The sequence below is a fragment of the Burkholderia sp. USMB20 genome, assembly GCF_000949135.2.
In the GTDB taxonomy this organism is placed as follows: Bacteria; Pseudomonadota; Gammaproteobacteria; order Burkholderiales; family Burkholderiaceae; genus Burkholderia.
In genome coordinates this window covers 984,938-1,003,451 of sequence record NZ_JTAN02000021.1, presented here as the reverse complement: position 1 = coordinate 1,003,451, position 18,514 = coordinate 984,938, and the positions used below count along the sequence as shown (strand labels likewise).

General features: G+C 67.6%; 17 protein-coding genes. 12 read left to right on the top strand and 5 right to left on the bottom strand.

The genetic code is table 11. From position 1 onward, the window contains the following. The first annotated feature begins 167 nt into the window (after window positions 1–167). On the top strand, window positions 168–836 hold the full coding sequence (locus PL79_RS34770) for a phosphoribosyltransferase (protein WP_044844955.1): 669 nt from the start codon (window positions 168–170) through the stop codon (window positions 834–836). Here PL79_RS34770 and phaZ read toward each other — a convergent pair. Continuing rightward, complete coding sequence (gene phaZ / locus PL79_RS34765; RefSeq protein WP_044844910.1) at window positions 823–2,046, bottom strand: polyhydroxyalkanoate depolymerase; 1,224 nt, start codon at window positions 2,044–2,046, stop codon at window positions 823–825. The genes PL79_RS34770 and phaZ overlap by 14 nt on opposite strands. Before the next feature lie 182 nt (window positions 2,047–2,228). Here phaZ and PL79_RS34760 point away from each other — a divergent pair, with 182 nt between their 5' ends. Both PL79_RS34760 and PL79_RS34755 read left to right on the top strand, forming a co-directional pair. Then, a complete protein-coding gene (locus tag PL79_RS34760; protein WP_044844909.1) occupies window positions 2,229–2,858 on the top strand; it encodes a glutathione S-transferase family protein in 630 nt (209 codons plus the stop codon). Between the two features lie 343 nt (window positions 2,859–3,201). Further along, complete coding sequence (locus tag PL79_RS34755) at window positions 3,202–3,399, top strand: hypothetical protein (RefSeq protein ID WP_044844954.1); 198 nt, start codon at window positions 3,202–3,204, stop codon at window positions 3,397–3,399. 117 nt (window positions 3,400–3,516) lie between these two features. Here the strand turns inward: PL79_RS34755 and proP are convergent, their stop codons facing one another. Further along, complete coding sequence (gene proP, locus PL79_RS34750; RefSeq protein WP_044844908.1) at window positions 3,517–5,001, bottom strand: glycine betaine/L-proline transporter ProP; 1,485 nt, start codon at window positions 4,999–5,001, stop codon at window positions 3,517–3,519. A 541-nt stretch (window positions 5,002–5,542) separates the two neighbouring features. Between proP and PL79_RS34740 the strand changes: the two genes are divergently transcribed. Beyond that, on the top strand, window positions 5,543–5,875 hold the full coding sequence (locus tag PL79_RS34740) for a YnfA family protein (RefSeq protein WP_044844907.1): 333 nt from the start codon (window positions 5,543–5,545) through the stop codon (window positions 5,873–5,875). A 40-nt stretch (window positions 5,876–5,915) separates the two neighbouring features. Here PL79_RS34740 and dnaQ read toward each other — a convergent pair whose 3' ends face one another. Genes dnaQ through PL79_RS34725 form a run of 3 tightly spaced genes read right to left on the bottom strand, consistent with a single transcriptional unit; the run spans window position 5,916 to window position 7,953 of the window. Beyond that, window positions 5,916–6,650, bottom strand: coding sequence for a DNA polymerase III subunit epsilon (dnaQ, locus tag PL79_RS34735; RefSeq protein ID WP_044844906.1), 735 nt, complete (start codon window positions 6,648–6,650; stop codon window positions 5,916–5,918). Between the two features lie 50 nt (window positions 6,651–6,700). After that, entirely contained in the window at window positions 6,701–7,144 is a 444-nt protein-coding gene (rnhA, locus tag PL79_RS34730; protein WP_044844905.1) for a ribonuclease HI, read from the bottom strand. Continuing rightward, window positions 7,141–7,953 (bottom strand): class I SAM-dependent methyltransferase, encoded by an 813-nt coding sequence (locus tag PL79_RS34725; protein ID WP_044844904.1) that lies wholly within the window; start codon window positions 7,951–7,953, stop codon window positions 7,141–7,143. The genes rnhA and PL79_RS34725 overlap by 4 nt, the downstream gene beginning before the upstream one ends. Window positions 7,954–7,971: 18 nt before the next feature. Here PL79_RS34725 and gloB point away from each other — a divergent pair, with 18 nt between their 5' ends. The 8 genes from gloB to PL79_RS34680 all read left to right on the top strand — a co-directional run bounded on the left by gloB (window position 7,972) and on the right by PL79_RS34680 (window position 18,500). Next, complete coding sequence (gene gloB / locus PL79_RS34720) at window positions 7,972–8,778, top strand: hydroxyacylglutathione hydrolase (RefSeq protein WP_044844903.1); 807 nt, start codon at window positions 7,972–7,974, stop codon at window positions 8,776–8,778. Between the two features lie 151 nt (window positions 8,779–8,929). Further along, on the top strand, window positions 8,930–10,498 hold the full coding sequence (locus PL79_RS34715) for a transglycosylase SLT domain-containing protein (protein ID WP_044844902.1): 1,569 nt from the start codon (window positions 8,930–8,932) through the stop codon (window positions 10,496–10,498). A gap of 159 nt (window positions 10,499–10,657) precedes the next feature. Then, window positions 10,658–11,890 carry an MFS transporter gene (locus tag PL79_RS34710; RefSeq protein ID WP_044844901.1) on the top strand — a complete coding sequence of 411 codons (1,233 nt, stop codon included), beginning with the start codon at window positions 10,658–10,660 and terminating at the stop codon, window positions 11,888–11,890. A 372-nt stretch (window positions 11,891–12,262) separates the two neighbouring features. Beyond that, complete coding sequence (carA, locus tag PL79_RS34700) at window positions 12,263–13,408, top strand: glutamine-hydrolyzing carbamoyl-phosphate synthase small subunit (protein WP_044844900.1); 1,146 nt, start codon at window positions 12,263–12,265, stop codon at window positions 13,406–13,408. 37 nt (window positions 13,409–13,445) lie between these two features. After that, window positions 13,446–14,117, top strand: coding sequence for a leucine efflux protein LeuE (gene leuE / locus PL79_RS34695; RefSeq protein ID WP_044844899.1), 672 nt, complete (start codon window positions 13,446–13,448; stop codon window positions 14,115–14,117). 60 nt (window positions 14,118–14,177) lie between these two features. After that, window positions 14,178–17,432, top strand: coding sequence for a carbamoyl-phosphate synthase large subunit (gene carB / locus PL79_RS34690; protein ID WP_044844898.1), 3,255 nt, complete (start codon window positions 14,178–14,180; stop codon window positions 17,430–17,432). Between the two features lie 118 nt (window positions 17,433–17,550). Continuing rightward, the gene (greA, locus tag PL79_RS34685; protein ID WP_021163362.1) at window positions 17,551–18,027 is read left to right on the top strand and encodes a transcription elongation factor GreA; all 477 of its coding nucleotides are present in this window, start codon (window positions 17,551–17,553) and stop codon (window positions 18,025–18,027) included. Between the two features lie 14 nt (window positions 18,028–18,041). Beyond that, window positions 18,042–18,500 carry a DUF4149 domain-containing protein gene (locus PL79_RS34680; protein WP_044844897.1) on the top strand — a complete coding sequence of 153 codons (459 nt, stop codon included), beginning with the start codon at window positions 18,042–18,044 and terminating at the stop codon, window positions 18,498–18,500. Window positions 18,501–18,514 lie beyond the last annotated feature (14 nt).

The window sequence follows — 18,514 nt, the reverse complement described above, 5'->3', positions numbered from 1 at the left end:
CGGCGGCCCGCCCCGGGCGAACACCACCCATCCTTTTCCGTGCAGCGATCCGCCTGCCGCGCACGCCGGTATGACCCCGCTTGCATCGGCGTGTCCGATGAACCATGCTCGTTGAACAGGTGCCGGCGCGCAGGTCGCGCATCCGGCCCAACGGCAGGGAGCCGATCTTGACCGAGTGTTTTGCCGATCGCGCCGACGCGGGTCGCCAGCTTGCGCTCGCGCTGCACGACTATGCGGGGCGCCGCGACGTCGTCGTGCTCGCGCTGCCGCGCGGCGGCGTACCGGTTGCATTCCCGATCGCGCAGGCGCTGCGCGCGCCGCTCGACGTGCTGGTCGTGCGCAAGCTCGGCATGCCCTCCGATCCCGAATTCGCGATCGGCGCGATCGCGACCGGCGGGGCGATCCACCTGCAGCACGCGGCGATCCGCGCGATGGGCGTGTCCGATTCCCAACTGGCCGACGTGATCCTGCGCGAGACCGCCGAACTGCAGCGCCGCGACACGCTGTATCGCGGCGCGCGGCCGCCGCTGCCGGTCGACGGGCGCATCGCGATCGTCGTCGACGACGGCATCGCGACCGGCGCGTCGATGCGCGTCGCACTGCAGGCGCTGCGCAAGCGCCATCCCGCGCGCATCGTGGCCGCCGCACCCGTCGCGCCGGCTGGCGCCCAGCATGCGTTCGACGATCTGGCCGATGCGTTCGTGACGGTGTCGCAGCCGCTGCGCTTCTTCGGGATCAGCCAGTTCTACGCGCGTTTCGACCAGACCGGCGACGACGAGGTGCGCGCGCTCCTCGATGCGGCCCGCGGGCCGGACGACGACCTCACGTCCGCCTGACCCGGCGCCGGCGCGATCCCGGGCGAACGGCTTCGGCCTGCGCGAACACGCGCTGCAGCGCCGGATGGACGTTGCCGTGCCAGCGCGCACCCGTGAACAGCCCGTAGTGATCGCAATCGTCGATATCGAGACGCTGGCGCTCGCCGGCCTTGAGGCCGCGGCACATGTCGAGTGCCGCATGCGTCTGGCCGGCGCCGGTGACGGCGTCTCGACCGCCTTCGACCGTCAGCAGCGCGACGCCGCGCAGCGCGGCCGGCTCCACGCGCTGGCCGCCGACTTGCCACGTGCCGTTCGCGAGGCACATCCGCTGGAACACGATATCGACGGTATCCAGGAAGTATTCGGCCGGCATGTCGAGCAGCGCCGTGTATTCGCGCAGCGCGCGCCGCGCGTCCGCCAGCGCCGTCAGGTCGAAGTGCGACGCGGCGCGCGCGTAGTCCTCGATCAGCGTCAGGAAGCGTTGCGGATACAGCAGCGCGATCTCGCCTTGCTGAAGATAGGTCGGGAACACGTGCCGGCCACGGCCGGGGAAGCGGGGCGGCACGATGTCGATCAGGTGGCGGCGGCACCACGTGAGCGAACGGGACGCGGCCGTGGTGCCGAGCGTGGTCGGGTTGATGCGTGCGTCGAGCGGCCCGCCGATCAGCGTGACGCTCGCGGGCGGTGCGTGGCCGCGCGCGGCGCGCAGCGCGAGTGCGCCGAGTGCGGGAACGGTGGCCTGGCATACGGCGACGACGTGCAGCGGCCGGTCGTCGCGGGCGAGCGCGTCGACGAAGCCGTCGAGCGTCGCCACGTACTCGTCGAGCCCGAAGCGGCCCGCCGCGAGCGGGACGTCGCGCGCATTGACCCAGTCGGTCACGCAGACGTCGCCGTCCGCGAGCAGCGCCTCGACGGTCTCCCGCATCATCACGGCCGCGTGCCCCGCGAGCGGCGCACACAGCAGCACCGCGCGCCGCGCATCGTCGCGTGCGAAGCGCCGCAACTGGCAGAACGGCGTGCGCGCGACGATCCGCTCGTCGACGGCCGGCCGCCGGATCTCGAAGCGCGGCGGCCCGGCGGCCGGCCCGAGGAGCGGCTCGAACAGGTCGTCGTAGCACGACGACGCGGCGTGCGGCAGCGTCGCGGCGGGCCATACGTCGAACGCGTGGCGCGTCGCTTCGCGCCAGGCGCGCATCCATTCCCGCTGCTGCTCGACGACGTCGTACCACATGGCGAACCTCGAGGCGGAAGGGGGGTGAATCTGCATTATGGTCACTCCGGGCGCGCAGCGGGTGTCGGAAACGTGACCGGACGACGCGGATTTCGCCGCGCGTTTCGGCGGCATCGCGCTAGGCACCGGCGCACGGCGCTGCTACAGTCGTCGGTCCCATTCCCTCAAGCGGAGCGTTTGCGATGAAGCTGATCGGCATGCTGGATTCCCCGTTCGTGCGGCGTGTCGCCATATCGGCGAAGCTGCTCGACCTGCCGTTCGAACACGAGTCGGTCTCGGTGTTTCGTCAGTTCGACCGGTTCCGGTCGTTCAGCCCGGTCGTGAAGGCGCCGACGCTCGTGACCGACGACGGTGCGACGCTGCTCGATTCGTCGCTGATCGTCGACTACCTCGACCATCGCGTCGCGCCGGAGCGGCGCCTGTTGCCCGACGCCGCCGACGCGCGGCTGCGCACGCTGGTGCCGGTCGGCCTCGCGCTGGCGGCGGCCGAGAAGACGGTGCAGGTGGTGTACGAGCACGCTTTGCGGCCGACCGACAAACAGCACGCGCCGTGGCTCGAGCGCGTGCTGAGCCAGCTCGAAGCCGCGTACGGCGAACTCGAGCCGCTCGTCGCGGCCGCGAACGGCTGGTTCGGCGGCGCACGGCTGCTGCAGTCCGACGTGACCGTCGCCGTTGCGTGGCGCTTCACGCAGTTCATGGCCGCCGATTATCCGGCGCTCGCGCGGATCGATCCGGCCCGGTATCCGGCGCTGGCCGCGCATTCGGCGCGTGCGGAAGCGCTGCCGGCGTTTGTCGAGACTCCGCTCGCCTGAACCCGGCGTCGATCCGGGCGGCACCGAAACGACGGCGGGCGAGGGCGGCGCGTCTGGCCCCGCCGCGTTGGAACCGGGCCGGCATTCGGCGCGTATCGACTCAACCGCAGTCCGCGGCGCGTCCGACCGCGCGTTATTGTTCGGCGCGGCGTGCTGAAAACCACGTCGCGCCGCTGCGTTTTATGCGCCCGCGCGCTCGTGCGCTGCCCGCCCGGCCCCGTCCGGCAAGGACGAGCCGATTGTTCTCCGCCGCTGACAAGTGACTTCGCATTCGCGCTGTTTATCCGGATGCGGGCCGTCCCTAGAATCCACTCCATCGAATATGCATTGCCTGATGGAGCCGATGATGAGAGCGCTGATCGAATCGAGTCTGTACCACCCCTCCGTCGTGTTGCCGCTTGCCGCGCTGACGCAACTGATGGTCGAGCGCGACTTCAATCTCGGCCAGGTCGGCCTGATCGTCGCCGCGCGCGGCGCGCAGGCAGCCGTGTCGCGTTCGCGTGCGCTGATCTTCTGCCGCCACTGCGAAGCGCACGCATGAACCCGCGTCACGTCTACGGATGAAAAAACGCCCGGCCGGCGCAAGCCGGTCGGGCGGATCGGGTTCGATCGAGCCCCGGCTTCGGCCGGGGCTTTTTCATGGGCGAGCGGGCGACGCTCAGGCGCGTGCGGTCGACACGACGCCGTAGATTTCCGTGTCCTCTTCCTCGCGCAGCTGGCGCGCCAGCTGGTGTGCCTCGCGGCGCGACGCGACGGCCGGCGGCGAGCCCTTGAGCGGCTGGCGTGCGGTTTCGGCGAGTGCGACGACCGACACGATGCCGATCACGGCCGCGCCCATCATGTAGTACGCGGGCATCATCAGGTTGTGGGTCACGTCGACGAGCCACGCGGTGACGAGCGGCGTCGTGCCGCCGAACAGCGACACCGACACGTTGAAGCCGATCGCGAGCGCGCCGTAGCGGATCTCGGTCGGGAACAGCGCCGGCAGCGCCGACGGCATCACACCGGTGAAGCACGACAGCAGCACGCCGAGGATCAGGAGGCCGCCGAACACCGACGCGGTGGTGCCCGCATGAATCAGCATCATCGACGGGATCGACAGCGCGAGCAGGCCGACGCAGCCGGCCAGCATCACGGGCTTGCGGCCGACCTTGTCCGACAGGCGGCCGGCGGCGAGCGTCAGCGGCATCATCAGCACCATCACGATCAGCACCAGCACGAGGCTGTGCGACTCGTCGAAGTGCAGCGTCGACGACATGAAGCTCGGCAGGTACGACAGCACCATGTAGTCGGTCACGTTGAAGATCAGCACGAGGCCGACGCAGAGCAGCAGCGCGCGCCAGTTGCGCATCAGCGTCTCGCGGAAGCGCGCCTTCGGCACGGCCTTGTCCTGCGCTTCCCGCTCCTCGGCCTGGCGCTTGAACGCCGGCGTTTCCTCGAGCTTCATCCGGATGTACAGGCCGATCAGGCCGAGCGGGCCCGCGATCAGGAACGGCACGCGCCAGCCCCACGACAGCAGCGCTTCCTGCGACAGCGACGCGGTGAGCAGCGCGACCACGCCGGCGCCCATCACATAGCCGATCAGCGTGCCGAACTCGAGGAAGCTGCCCATGAAACCGCGGCGCTTGTCGGTCGAGAACTCGGCGATGAAGGTGGCGGCGCCGCCGTATTCGCCGCCGGTCGAGAAGCCCTGCACGAGGCGGGCGACGAGCAGCAGCACGGGCGCCATGATGCCGATCGACGCGTAGCTGGGGATCAGGCCGATCGCGAAGGTGCCGACGGCCATCATGATCATGGTGGCGGCGAGCACGCGCTGGCGGCCGATGCGATCGCCGAGCGGGCCGAACACCATGCCGCCGAGCGGGCGCACGAGGAACGCGGCCGCGAACGTGCCGAAGGTCGCGAGCAACTGCGCGGACGGGCTGCTGGACGGGAAGAACACCTTGCCGAGCGTGACGGCGATATAGCTGTAGACGCCGAAGTCGAACCATTCCATCGCATTGCCGATGGCCATCGCGCTGACGGCGCGCTTGAGCAGGCTCTGGTCGACGACGGTAATGTCGTCCGCGGCGAGCGGAGCCTCGCCGGACGACGTGGAGGAAGAAGCAGCGGTCGGGCTGACGTGTGTTGCGGTCAAGGTCATGTACTCCTTTGACTGCGCCGGAACGGGCGGGCCGTCCGACACGGTTTGCCGGCGAGCGCGATGTCGTGTGCTGCGCGTCGGGGCAGGCCATTTAAGCGCTTACTGCACATGAGGCGGTAAAGGGCCGTAAGGGACTGCTTCGACGCGGGCCCGATGGGCCGTCGCGACGGTGCGCTCATGAAGAATGGGCCGCGTGATGCGAGCGGCAGATGCCGGCGCGGACGGAGTCCGGCGTTCCGGCAAGCGCCCCGGAGGGGCAACGAAACGAGAAAAGCGGGCCTGTCGGGCGGGCTTTCCTGTGGATGCAATTTCGGTCGAAGCACCGGCCCGCAATGCGCGGACGGACTTCTTGCGAAATCGAATAGACAGAGATTGAATGTTGAAACAGGCGACATGATAGCACGATGGCAGACGATCGTGCAAATTGCCGGGAATCCCCCGTCCGGCGGCGGTTCCGGCGGGGTCGGCTCCGGTATGATCGGCGGCGCGCGGCGGGGTCGCGCGGCCCGCCGGATGGGGGCCGAATCTGCGGGGGAACCGGATGACCGAACTGATCAGGATTGCGGCGTTGTTCGCCGTCACTGCACTGGCCGAGATCGTCGGCTGCTACCTGCCGTGGCTCGTGCTGAAGGGCGGGCGGCCCGTCTGGCTGCTGGTGCCGGCCGCGCTGTCGCTCGCGTTGTTCGCGTGGCTGCTGACGCTGCACCCGAGCGCGGCAGGGCGCACGTATGCGGCGTACGGCGGCGTGTATATCGCGGTGGCGCTGATCTGGCTGCGGGCGGTCGACGGCATCGCGCTGACCCGCTGGGATGTGGCGGGCGCGATGCTCGCGCTCGGCGGGATGGCCGTCATCGCACTGCAGCCGCGCGCTTGAGCACGGCTGCAGGCACGGCTTCGGCTCGTGAGACGCCGCGTCAGGCGGCTTCGGCGGCGTCCGCGTCGGCGGACTTGCGCCATACGCAGGCGCCCTTGACCGACTTGTCGAGTTCGTCGAGCTGGGTCTGATGCGCGGCCAGTTCGTCGTCGCTCGCCGCGAGCACCGGCAGGTCGAGCGACGCGAGCGCCACGCGCTGGCCGTTCGCCGCGCCGCCGTCGGCGCCTGCGTCGTCGAGCATGTCGATCACGAGGCTGTCCTGGCCGCGCGTCATTGCGAGATAGACCTCGGCGAGCAGCTCCGAGTCGAGCAGTGCGCCGTGCAGCGTACGGTGCGCGTTGCTGATGCCGAACCGGTCGCACAGTGCGTCGAGCGAATTGCGCTTGCCGGGGAACATCTGCTTGGCCTGCACCAGCGTGTCGATCACGCCGCCGCAATGCTCGGTGAACGGCGGCAGGTCGAGCCGCGCGAATTCGGCGTCGAGGAACCCGAGGTCGAACGGCGCGTTATGGATGATCAGCTCGGCGTCCTTCACGAAGTCGCGGATCTGGTCGACGACTTCCGCGAACTTCGGCTTGTCGCTCAAGAATTCGGTCGTGAGGCCGTGCACGGCCAGCGCGCCCGGATCGCTGTCGCGCTCGGGGTTCACGTAGATGTGCAGGTTGTTGCCGGTGAGCCGCCGGTTCAGCAGCTCGACGCAGCCGATTTCGATCAGGCGGTCGCCCGTGCGGGGGTTCAGGCCGGTGGTTTCGGTATCGAGAATGATCTGGCGCATGTCGGATAAATCGGGAAAGACGGTAGGGCGGCCTGCGTTCAGGCTGCGATTCAGGCCGCGAGCGATGCGACGCCGCGGTTCGCGAGCGCGTCCGCGCGTTCGTTTTCGGGATGGCCCGCATGGCCCTTCACCCAGCGCCACTCGACCTCGTGCTGCGCGACGAGCGCGTCGAGCCGCTTCCACAGGTCGGCGTTCTTCACCGGGGTTTTCGCCGCGGTGACCCAGCCCTTCTTCTTCCAGCCGTGGATCCACTCGCTGATGCCTTTCTGCACGTACTGCGAGTCGGTATGGACGATCACGCGGCACGGCCGCTTCAGCGCCTCGAGCGCGGCGATCACGCCCATCAGCTCCATGCGGTTGTTGGTCGTGTTCGGCTCGCCGCCGAACAGCTCCTTTTCGCGGTCGCCGTAGCGCAGCAGTGCGCCCCAGCCGCCGGGGCCGGGGTTGCCCTTGCAGGCGCCGTCGGTATAGATGTCGATGGTGTCGGTGGTCATGAGTGTTCTTGATGGGTGGTCGGGGTGGCCGCCGGCGTCAGGCCCGGCGCGAGCACGGGCTTCTTCATCTTGATCGGGCCGACGAGACGCATGCCGCGCACGCGCTTGACGGCGGTGACCATGTAGACGGCGCCGAAGATCGGCCACCAGCGGTCGCCGGCGGCTTCCATGAAGCCGTAGCGGGCAAGCCATTTGTCGGTGACGAGCGGCGGCCGGTAGCAGCCGAAGCGGCCGCGCTCGAGATCGAAGCCGAGCAGCTTGATCCAGTCCTTGAGCCGGATGAACGCGATCTGGTCGCGTGCGGCCGGCACGAACGGGCGGTTGGCCATGCGCCCGAACGACTGCCGCATGCCCCACAGGCTCAGCGAATTGAAGCCGGTGATCACGAGCTGGCCTTCCGGCATCAGCACGCGTTCGGCCTCGCGCAGCAGGCGGTGCGGGTCGGACGTGAATTCGAGCGTATGCGGCATCACGATCAGGTCGACGCTCTGCGACTCGAACGGCAGGTCGAGCAGGTCGCACCAGGTCGTGCTGCGATCGGCCGGCGCATGCTCGGGCGCATGCGCCTCGCGCGCCCACGGATACTGGTAGGGCGCGCTCGCGCCGCTCGCCGGGTCGAGCACGAGGCCGCGATACGGCATGCGGTTCTCGCGCAGCGCGTCGAGCTGCGGCAGGCCGAGCTGCAGCGCGTGAAACCCGAAGACGTCGGACACGATCCGGTCGAGCTGCGCCTGCTCCCAGTCCAGCACGTAGCGGCCGGGTGGCGAGTCGGTCCAGGCGGGCCAGTCTATAATTTGACGATCGGACATAACGATGATTGCGTGCCCATGAACGAGCTGGAATATGTGCCGGTGCCGGCATTCGAAGACAACTATATCTGGCTCGTCTCGGACGGCCGCGATGCGATCGCCGTCGATCCGGGTGAAGCCGCGCCGGTACGCCGTGTTCTTGCCGAACGCGGCTGGCGCTTGACCGCTATTTTACTCACGCACCATCACGCCGACCACGTCGGCGGTGTCGCGGCGCTGCGCGATGGCCAACCGGACGATGTGCCGCTGGTCGTTTATGGCCCGGCGGAAGAATCGATCGACGTGGTCACGCGCCCGCTCGCGGGCGGCGATCGCGTGACGCTCGGCGCACCGGCGCTTGCGTTCGACGTGCTCGACGTGCCGGGTCACACGCGCGGCCACATCGCGTATTTCCAGGCGGCCGGGCAGGGCGCGGCCACGCCTCACGTGTTCTGCGGAGATACACTGTTCTCATGCGGTTGCGGCCGGCTGTTCGAAGGCACGCCCGCGCAGATGCTCGCGTCGCTCGACGCGCTCGCGGCGCTGCCCGGCGACACGCGCGTGCATTGCGCACACGAATACACGCTGTCGAACATCCGCTTCGCGCTCGCGTGCGAACCGGGCAACGCGGCGCTCGCCGCCTGGCGCGACGATGCGCAGGCGCTGCGCGCGCGCGGCGTGCCGACGCTGCCCACGACGATCGCGCACGAACGTGCCGTCAACCCGTTCATGCGGGCGGACAGCGCGGCCATCCATGCGACGCTCGAGGCCGAGCTGCACGAAACGGTGCCGGATCGTCTGGCGGCATTCACGCTGATGCGCGAGTGGAAAAACCGGTTCAGATGACGATTTCGGGAGGACTCCAAACCTCAGGTGGTGTCTGTAAAAATTGCTGCAAATGTAGGATTTCGCTGAGTTTTCGGTGTTTTTATTGACGTGAAGCACGCACTTCCGTAGTATCGCCAGCAATTTCCAGCCGTCGGAAGCCGAGATTTTCATGCGACTTATATTGAGTGCGATGGTGGTCCTGCTGCTCGCCGCTTGCGCGAGCCAGGCCCCTGTCGCCAACAACGCCGCCGATTCGCAGGCGACGTCCAACTACCTCCGTAAATCAGCCACCGCCAAAGAAACTGTCGACGTCGACAAGCAATCCGTCGGCGACCTGACCAGTGCCGACCCCGATCTCTGGGGCCGCATTCGCCGCGGCTTCCAGATGCCCGACCTGCAGAGCGACCTCGTCGACATGCAGACGACCTGGTACACGCAGCGTCCCGATTACGTGCAGCGCATGACCGAGCGCTCGCAGAAGTACCTCTATCACATCGTCGAGGAGCTCGAGGCGCGCCACATGCCGACCGAGCTCGCGCTGCTGCCGTTCATCGAATCCGCGTTCAACCCGCAGGCGCTGTCGGTCGCGAAGGCGGCCGGCATGTGGCAGTTCATGCCGGGCACGGGCCGCACGTACAACCTGAAGCGCAACATGTGGCAGGACGAGCGTCGCGACGTGCTCGCGTCGACGAGCGCCGCGCTCGACTACCTGTCGCGCCTGCATGACATGTTCGGCGACTGGTACCTCGCACTGGCCGCGTACAACTGGGGCGAAGGCAACGTGCAGCGTGCGATCGCGCGCAACCAGGCGGCCGGCCTGCCGACCGATTACCAGAGCCTGCGGATGCCGAACGAGACGCGCAACTACGTGCCGAAGCTGCAGGCGGTGAAGAACATCATCGCGAATCCGCAGCAGTTCGGCCTGACGCTGCCGGAGATCCCCAACCACCCGTATTTCGTGACGGTCACGACGGCGCGCGACATCGACGTGGCGGTGGCCGCGAAGCTCGCGAACCTGTCGCTCGACGAGTTCCGCTCGCTGAACCCGTCGTTCGCGAAGCCGGTGATCCTCGGCGCGACCGAGCCGCAGATCCTGCTGCCGTTCGACAACGCGGCGGCGTTCGAGAAGAACCTGAAGGCCTACAACGGCCAGTTGTCGACGTGGACCACCTATACGGTCAGCGAGCGCGCGCGCCCGGCCGCGATCGCCGAGAAGATCGGCGTGGACGCCGACACGCTGATGTCGGTCAACAAGATTCCGGCCGGCATGCGCCTGAAGCCGGGCTCGACGATCGTCGTGCCGCGCGGCGATGACGACGACGAGGACATCAGCGCGGACGTCGCGGAAAACGGTGTGCTCGCGATGGAGCCCGACGTGCCCGACACGCGCAAGATGCTGATCCGCGTGCGCCGCAAGCAGTCGATGGCGGCGATCGCCGGCCGCTACGGCGTGTCGGTCGCGCAGCTGAAGGCATGGAACCGCACGCATCGCGATCTCGCGATGCCGGGCCAGGCGCTCGTGCTGCACGTGCCGGTCGGCCGCGCGGTGCCGGCCGAGCCGGGGCCGGAGCGGATCGCGACGTCGACCGCCGGCGCGCATATCGAGCGCGCGAGCCTGTCGGTCGGCGGCAAGTCGCGCGGCGCGAAGCACGGTGCCGCGAAGCCGGCGGCCCGCGTGGCCAAGGCCGCGCCCGCGAAGGCTGCACCGAAGGCCGCTGCGCACAAGGGCAAGAAGTAACGCGGCCGCGATCGCGGCGCGGCGGCCCGACCGGGGCGCGCGATTGCGTTATCATCCGACGAAACGCGTAGCAACGCCGTCACCGAGGTGACGGCGTTTTCGTTTGTGCGCGGTAGCGCGGCCGTTGCTGCGCGCTGCGCGCAGTCACAAGGAGAAGCGATGTCGTCGGTGCAGGTGAGGGTGCTCGCGCTGTTTGCGATCGGATATTTCGTGTCGTACGTGTTCCGCGGCGTCAATCTCGGCTTCGCGCCGTTCGTCACGCACGAGCTCGGGCTGTCGGCCGCCGATCTCGGGCTGCTCACCAGTCTCTATTTCCTCGGCTTCGCCGGCGCGCAGATTCCGGCCGGCGTGCTGCTCGACCATTTCGGCCCGCGCCGCGTGGCGGCCGGGATGCTGCTGTTCGCGGCAGCCGGCGCCGCCGTGTTCGGCATCGCGCACGACCTCGGCACGATGATGGTCGGCCGGCTCCTGATCGGCGTCGGCGTGTCGGTGTGTCTCGGCGCGGCGTTCAAGGCGCTCGCGCAGCATTTTCCGGTCGGCCGGCTGCCGCTCGTCAACGGTCTCGTGATGGCCGTCGGCGGCCTCGGCGGCGTCGCGGTCGGCTCGCCGCTGACCTGGCTGCTCGGCGTGACGAGCTGGCGCGTGATCTGCGGCGGCCTCGCGGTGCTGACGATCGTCGTCGCGGCCGCGATCGGCCTCGGTGCGCCGGAAGCCGAGCGGCCGCGTCAGCAGGGCGGGATCGTCAGCCAGTTCAAGGGCACGTGGCACATCCTGGGCAGCCGTGCGTTCTGGAAGATTTCGTCGTTCTCGATCGTCACGCAGGGCGTGTTCTATGCGATGCAGTCGCTGTGGGTCGGCCCGTACCTGCGCGACGTCGCGGGGTTCGATGCGCAGCACGCCGCGCGGCTCGTGTCGGTGCTCGGCTTCGCGATGATGGCGGGCTGCGTCGGCTTCGGCGCGGCGGCGCGCGTGCTCGAGCGCCGCGGGGTGTCCGTCCAGGCATTTTGCGGCATCGGCATGGTGCTGTTCGTCGCCACGCAGGGCGCGATCGTCGCGCGCGTGCCGCTGCCGCCGGCCGTGCTGTGGGCGGCCTACGGGATGTTCGGCGGCGTCGGGATCCTGACCTACGCGGTGCTGGCCGGTCACTTTCCGGCGCATCTGATCGGCCGCGCGAATACGACGCTGACGCTCGTGATCTTCGTGCTGATCTTTGCGTTCCAGATCGGCATCGGCGCGGTGCTGTCGCACTGGCCGGCCGTCGACGGCCATTACCCGGCCGCCGCGCACGTCACCGCGTGGAGCGTGCTGCTCGCGCTGCAGCTCGCGAGCGCGGTCTGGTGCGTGTGGCCCGCGCGCAGCGCTGGCAAGCACGTTGATCCGGCGGTACGCTGACGGGTAGGGCGGCTGCGGAAACGGGGCCGCAGCAACGAGTGTCGTGCGCGACCGCGCGCCGTCACGCGCGCCGCATGCACGCCGCATGCACGATCGGACGGCCATATCGATTGAAGATAAGGCCATTTTCGGGCTATAATTTGAAAGTTTGTGCTGATCAACCTCGCACCCTAGCGCCTACCTCACTCATCCCGTTCATCCGCCGCACGCCGCCTGTCGGGCGATGCCGCGAAGCCTCGTGCGCCACGCGCCGGGTTCGCGTCTCGACAACGCAGGTCGCGTCCAGCTAGCGATTCCGCGCGCCTACGCAGCGCGGCGCTCGCGCGGCAGGGTAAACAGGTCGGCAGCAGGGTGTTCCCCAAGGAGCCTCCCGTGTTGCCGTCTTTTTCTCCCGCCTTGCTTGCACTCGCCGACGGCACGGTCTTTCGTGGTTATTCGATCGGGGCCGAAGGCCACACGATCGGTGAAGTCGTGTTCAACACCGCGATTACCGGCTATCAGGAAATCCTGACCGATCCGAGCTACGCGCGTCAGATCGTCACGCTCACCTACCCGCATATCGGCAACGTCGGCGTCAACGCCGAAGACGTCGAAGCCACGAAAGTCCATGCCGCCGGCCTGATCATCCGTGATCTGCCGACGCTCGCATCGAACTTCCGCATGGACCGCACGCTCGGCGATTACCTGCGCGACGAAGGCGTCGTCGCGATCGCCGGCATCGATACCCGCAAGCTGACCCGGATCCTGCGCGACAAGGGCGCGCAGAGCGGCTGCATCCTGGCCGGCTCGGACGACGAGGCGAAGGCGATCGAGCTCGCGCGCTCGTTCGCGGGCCTCGCGGGCATGGATCTCGCGAAGGTCGTGTCGACCACCAAGCCGTTCGAGTGGAAGCAGACCGAATGGCGCCTCGGCAGCGGCTACGGCATGCAGGAAGCGCCGAAGTACCGCGTCGTCGCGTATGACTTCGGCGTCAAGTACAACATCCTGCGCATGCTCGCGGAGCGCGGCTGCCACGTGACGGTGCTGCCGGCACAAGCGAGCGCGGAAGATGCGCTCGCGCTGAATCCGGACGGCATCTTCCTGTCGAACGGCCCCGGCGATCCGGAACCGTGCGACTACGCGATCGCGGCCACGAAGCAGTTCATCGAGCGCGGCGTGCCGACCTTCGGCATCTGCCTCGGCCACCAGATCATGGGCCTCGCGGTCGGCGCGAAGACGCTCAAGATGAAGACGGGCCACCACGGCGCGAACCATCCGGTGAAGGATCTCGGCGACGGTCGCGTGGTGATCACGTCGCAGAACCACGGCTTCGCGGTCGACGCGGATTCGCTGCCGGCCAACGCGCGCGTGACGCACGTGTCGCTGTTCGACGGCACGCTGCAGGGCTTCGAGCTGACCGACAAGCCGGCATTCTGCTTCCAGGGCCACCCGGAAGCGTCGCCCGGCCCGCACGACATCGGCTATCTGTTCGACCGTTTCACCGCACTGATGGACGCGGCGAAGCAGCGCAACGCCTGACGCAACTGAAGCAACCGAAGAACGGGAGATTCGCATCATGTTCGGCCACGCACTCGGCATCACGGATATCTGGACCTACGTGTTCGGCGTGATCTTCATCATCCTGCTGCCGGGGCCGAACTCGATGTACGTGCTGTCGCTCGCGGCGCAGCGCGGCGTGAAGGCCGGCTATCGCGCGGCCTGCGGCGTGTTCGTCGGCGATACGGTGCTGATGGTGCTGTCCGCCGCGGGCGTCGCGTCGCTGCTGAAGGCGAACCCGCTGCTGTTCTCCGTCGTGAAGTACGGCGGCGCCGCGTATCTGCTCTACATCGGCTCCGGCATGCTGCGCAGCGCGTGGCAGAAGCTGCGCGCGCGCAGCGATGCGCCGGCTGACGCGCCGCAGGCGGTCGACGGCGAACAGTCTTTCGACAAGCCGTTCCGCAAGGCGCTGATCGTGAGCCTCCTGAATCCGAAGGCGATCCTGTTCTTCATCTCGTTCTTCATCCAGTTCGTCGACCCGGCATTCCCGCATCCCGCGCTGTCGTTCGTCGTGCTCGGGGCGATCGCGCAATGCGCGAGCTTCCTGTACCTGAGCACGCTGATCTTCGCGGGCGCACGGCTCGCCGAGCATTTCCGCCGCCGCCGCAGGCTCGCGGCGGGCGCGGCGAGCAGCGTGGGCGGCCTGTTCATCGGTTTCTCGGTGAAGCTCGCGCTCGCCACCATGAGCTGAGCGCGGCCTGCCGACCGACGACAACGCCACGACAAAGATTACTTACTGAATTCACAAGCCATGCCAAAACGCACAGACATCAAAAGCATCCTCATCATCGGCGCCGGCCCGATCATCATCGGCCAGGCTTGCGAGTTCGACTATTCGGGCGCGCAGGCTTGCAAGGCGCTGCGTGAAGAGGGCTACAAGGTCGTCCTCGTGAACAGCAACCCGGCGACGATCATGACCGACCCGAACACGGCCGACGTCACGTACATCGAGCCGATCACGTGGGAAGTGGTCGCACGCATCATCGAGAAGGAGCGCCCGGACGCGATCCTGCCGACGATGGGCGGCCAGACCGCGCTGAACTGCGCGCTCGACCTGCACCACCACGGCGTGCTCGAGAAGTTCGGCGTCGAGCTGATCGGCGCGTCGCCGGAAGCGATCGACAAGGCGGAAGACCGCCAGAAATTCAAGGAAGCGATGACCAAGATCGGTCTCGGTTCCGCGAAGTCGGGCATCGCGCACTCGATGGAAGAAGCGACCCAGGTGCACGCCGAGATCATGGCCGGCACCGGCGGCAGCGGCTACCCGGTCGTGATCCGTCCGTCGTTCACGCTCGGCGGCTCGGGCGGCGGCATCGCGTACAACCGCGAAGAGTTCGAAGAGATCTGCAAGCGCGGCCTCGACCTGTCGCCGACGCGCGAACTGCTGATCGAGGAATCGCTGCTCGGCTGGAAGGAATACGAGATGGAAGTCGTGCGCGACCGCGCCGACAACTGCATCATCGTGTGCTCGATCGAGAACCTCGACCCGATGGGCGTGCACACCGGCGACTCGATCACGGTCGCGCCGGCGCAGACGCTCACCGACAAGGAATACCAGATCCTGCGTAACGCATCGCTCGCGGTGCTGCGCGAGATCGGCGTCGACACGGGCGGCTCGAACGTGCAGTTCTCGATCAACCCGAAGGACGGCCGCATGGTCGTCATCGAGATGAACCCGCGCGTGTCGCGTTCGTCGGCGCTCGCGTCGAAGGCAACCGGCTTCCCGATCGCGAAGGTCGCGGCGAAGCTGGCGGTCGGCTACACGCTCGACGAGCTGAAGAACGAAATCACCGGCGGCCAGACGCCGGCGTCGTTCGAGCCGACGATCGACTACGTCGTCACGAAGATCCCGCGTTTCGCGTTCGAGAAGTTCCGCGAAGCCGATTCGCGCCTGACCACGCAGATGAAGTCGGTCGGTGAAGTGATGGCGATCGGCCGCACGTTCCAGGAATCGTTCCAGAAGGCGCTGCGCGGCCTCGAAGTCGGCGTCGACGGTCTCGACGAGAAGTCGACCGACCGCGACGAGATCGCGATCGAGATCCACGAGCCGGGCCCGGACCGCATCTGGTACGTCGGCGATGCGTTCCGCATCGGCATGACGGCCGAGGAAATCTTCGCGGAAACCGCGATCGACCCGTGGTTCCTCGAGCAGATCGAGCAGATCATCCTGAAGGAAAAGGCGCTCGCGGGCCGCACGCTCGCGTCGCTGACGTTCGACGAGTTGCGCTTCCTGAAGCAGAGCGGCTTCTCCGACCGCCGCCTCGCGAAGCTGCTCGGCGCGACGCCGGAAGACGTCCGTCGCCGCCGCATCGAACTGAACGTTCGCCCGGTCTACAAGCGCGTCGACACCTGCGCGGCCGAGTTCGCGACCAAGACGGCGTACATGTACTCGACCTACGAGGAAGAGTGCGAGGCGCAGCCGACCACCAACAAGAAGATCATGGTGCTGGGCGGCGGCCCGAACCGGATCGGCCAGGGCATCGAGTTCGACTACTGCTGCGTGCATGCGGCCCTCGCGATGCGCGAGGACGGTTACGAAACGATCATGGTCAACTGCAACCCGGAAACGGTGTCGACCGACTACGACACGTCCGACCGCCTGTACTTCGAGCCGCTGACGCTGGAAGACGTGCTCGAGATCGTCGACAAGGAAAAGCCGGTCGGCGTGATCGTCCAGTATGGCGGCCAGACGCCGCTGAAGCTCGCGCTCGACCTCGAGGCGCACGGCGTGCCGATCGTCGGCACGTCGCCGGACATGATCGACGCGGCCGAAGACCGCGAACGCTTCCAGAAGCTGCTGCAGGACCTCGGCCTGCGCCAGCCGCCGAACCGCACCGCGCGCGCCGAAGACGAAGCGCTCGCGCTGGCGGCCGAAATCGGCTACCCGCTCGTCGTGCGTCCGTCGTACGTGCTGGGCGGCCGCGCGATGGAAATCGTCCACGAGCCGCGCGACCTCGAGCGCTACATGCGCGAGGCCGTGAAGGTGTCGAACGATTCGCCGGTGCTGCTCGACCGCTTCCTGAACGACGCGATCGAATGCGACGTCGACTGCATCTGCGACGGCGAGTCGGTGTTCATCGGCGGCGTGATGGAGCACATCGAGCAGGCGGGCGTCCACTCGGGCGACTCGGCATGCTCGCTGCCGCCGTACTCGCTGTCGAAGGAAACCGTGGCCGAGCTGAAGCGCCAGACGGGCGCGATGGCGAAGGCGCTGAACGTGGTCGGCCTGATGAACGTGCAGTTCGCGATCCAGCAGGTGCCGCAGGCGGACGGTTCGAAGCAGGACATCATCTACGTGCTCGAAGTGAACCCGCGCGCGTCGCGCACGGTGCCGTACGTGTCGAAGGCGACCAGCCTGCCGCTCGCGAAGATCGCGGCGCGCGCGATGGTCGGCCAGAAGCTCGCGCAGCAGGGCGTGACGAAGGAAGTCGAGCCGCCGTACTTCAGCGTGAAGGAAGCGGTGTTCCCGTTCGTCAAGTTCCCGACCGTCGATCCGGTCCTCGGGCCTGAAATGCGTTCGACCGGCGAAGTGATGGGCGTCGGCCAGACCTTCGGCGAAGCGCTGTTCAAGTCGCAGCTTGCGGCCGGTTCGCGCTTGCCGGAGTCGGGCACGGTGCTGCTCACCGTGATGGATGCGGATAAACCGAAGGCGGTCGAAGTCGCGCGCATGCTGCACGACCTCGGCTACCCGATCGTCGCGACCAAGGGCACGGCTGCCGCGATCGAAGCGGCCGGCGTGCCGGTGAAGGTCGTGAACAAGGTGAAGGACGGCCGTCCGCACATCGTCGACATGATCAAGAACGGCGAGATCGCACTCGTGTTCACGACGGTCGACGAGACGCGCCAGGCGATCGCCGATTCGCGTTCGATCCGCATGAGCGCGCAGGCGCACAAGGTCACGTACTACACGACGATGTCCGGCGCGCGCGCGGCCGTCGAAGGCCTGCGCTACCTGAAGGATCTGGAAGTCTATGATTTACAAGGTCTTCACGCTCGCCTAAACTAAGCAGTCAGTTACCTGTCGAAGCAACACGTGCCGCGATTAAGCGGTGTTTCCGGTTCACCGGAAATACGTTTAATCGCGGTGATTTTTTTTATAGCCGTTTTTAGCGATTGAGCCGTTTATGAGCACCATTCCGTTGACAAAGCGTGGCGCAGAGCAACTGCGCGATGAATTGCAGCGTCTCAAGTCCGTCGAGCGGCCGGCCGTGATCAACGCGATCGCGGAGGCCCGCGCACAGGGCGATCTGTCCGAAAACGCCGAATACGACGCTGCGAAAGAAAAACAGGGCTTCATCGAGGGTCGCATCGCGGAAATCGAATCGAAGCTGTCGGCCGCGCAGGTCATCGATCCCACCGTGCTCGACGCCGAAGGCCGCGTGGTCTTCGCATCGACGGTCGAACTCGAGGATCTCGAGTCCGGCGACACCGTCAAGTACCAGATCGTCGGCGACGACGAAGCCGATATCGATCACGGCCTGATCTCGGTCAGCTCGCCGATCGCCCGCGCGCTGATCGGCAAGTCCGAAGGCGACGTCGCGGCCGTGCAGGCGCCGAGCGGCGTGCGCGAGTACGAAATCATCTCGGTCAGCTATATCTGAAGCGGGGAGACGTGATGCCGCATCGCGTGTTCCGCCTGCTGTCGGCCGTGTGGGTCGGCAGCCTGCTGACGATCGGGTATGCGGTCGCGCCCGTGCTGTTCAGGACGCTGGAGCGGATGACGGCCGGCTCGGTCGCCGCCCAGCTGTTCCGCATCGAGGCGATCCTCGGTGTCGTATGCGGCGTGCTGCTGCTCGCGCTGTCGAACCAGCAGGTGCGACGCGGCAGCGGCGATTATCGTCGCGTGCGCTGGATCGTCGCGGCGATGGTCGCGTGCGTGCTGGTCGGGTATTTTGCGTTGCAGCCGTTCATGAACGCGCTGCGGGTGGCCGCGATGGAGGCGGGCACCGATATCGCGAACTCGCCGTATGCGAGCCGCTTCGGGATGCTGCACGGCGTCTCGAGCCTGTTCTATCTCGTCGAGAGCGTGCTGGGGCTGATGCTGATCTGGCGTCTGCCGGCGCAAGACGCCTGAATGGCCTGAGCGCC

Coding starts and splice junctions, on each gene's coding strand:
- phaZ (WP_044844910.1), bottom strand. CDS start 2,046: ATGTGGTACGACGTCGTCGAGCAGCAGCGGGAATGGATGCGCGCCTGG.
- PL79_RS34760 (WP_044844909.1), top strand. CDS start 2,229: ATGAAGCTGATCGGCATGCTGGATTCCCCGTTCGTGCGGCGTGTCGCC.
- PL79_RS34755 (WP_044844954.1), top strand. CDS start 3,202: ATGATGAGAGCGCTGATCGAATCGAGTCTGTACCACCCCTCCGTCGTG.
- proP (WP_044844908.1), bottom strand. CDS start 5,001: ATGACCTTGACCGCAACACACGTCAGCCCGACCGCTGCTTCTTCCTCC.
- PL79_RS34740 (WP_044844907.1), top strand. CDS start 5,543: ATGACCGAACTGATCAGGATTGCGGCGTTGTTCGCCGTCACTGCACTG.
- dnaQ (WP_044844906.1), bottom strand. CDS start 6,650: ATGCGCCAGATCATTCTCGATACCGAAACCACCGGCCTGAACCCCCGC.
- rnhA (WP_044844905.1), bottom strand. CDS start 7,144: ATGACCACCGACACCATCGACATCTATACCGACGGCGCCTGCAAGGGC.
- PL79_RS34725 (WP_044844904.1), bottom strand. CDS start 7,953: ATGTCCGATCGTCAAATTATAGACTGGCCCGCCTGGACCGACTCGCCA.
- gloB (WP_044844903.1), top strand. CDS start 7,972: ATGAACGAGCTGGAATATGTGCCGGTGCCGGCATTCGAAGACAACTAT.
- PL79_RS34715 (WP_044844902.1), top strand. CDS start 8,930: ATGCGACTTATATTGAGTGCGATGGTGGTCCTGCTGCTCGCCGCTTGC.
- PL79_RS34710 (WP_044844901.1), top strand. CDS start 10,658: ATGTCGTCGGTGCAGGTGAGGGTGCTCGCGCTGTTTGCGATCGGATAT.
- leuE (WP_044844899.1), top strand. CDS start 13,446: ATGTTCGGCCACGCACTCGGCATCACGGATATCTGGACCTACGTGTTC.
- carB (WP_044844898.1), top strand. CDS start 14,178: ATGCCAAAACGCACAGACATCAAAAGCATCCTCATCATCGGCGCCGGC.
- greA (WP_021163362.1), top strand. CDS start 17,551: ATGAGCACCATTCCGTTGACAAAGCGTGGCGCAGAGCAACTGCGCGAT.
- PL79_RS34680 (WP_044844897.1), top strand. CDS start 18,042: ATGCCGCATCGCGTGTTCCGCCTGCTGTCGGCCGTGTGGGTCGGCAGC.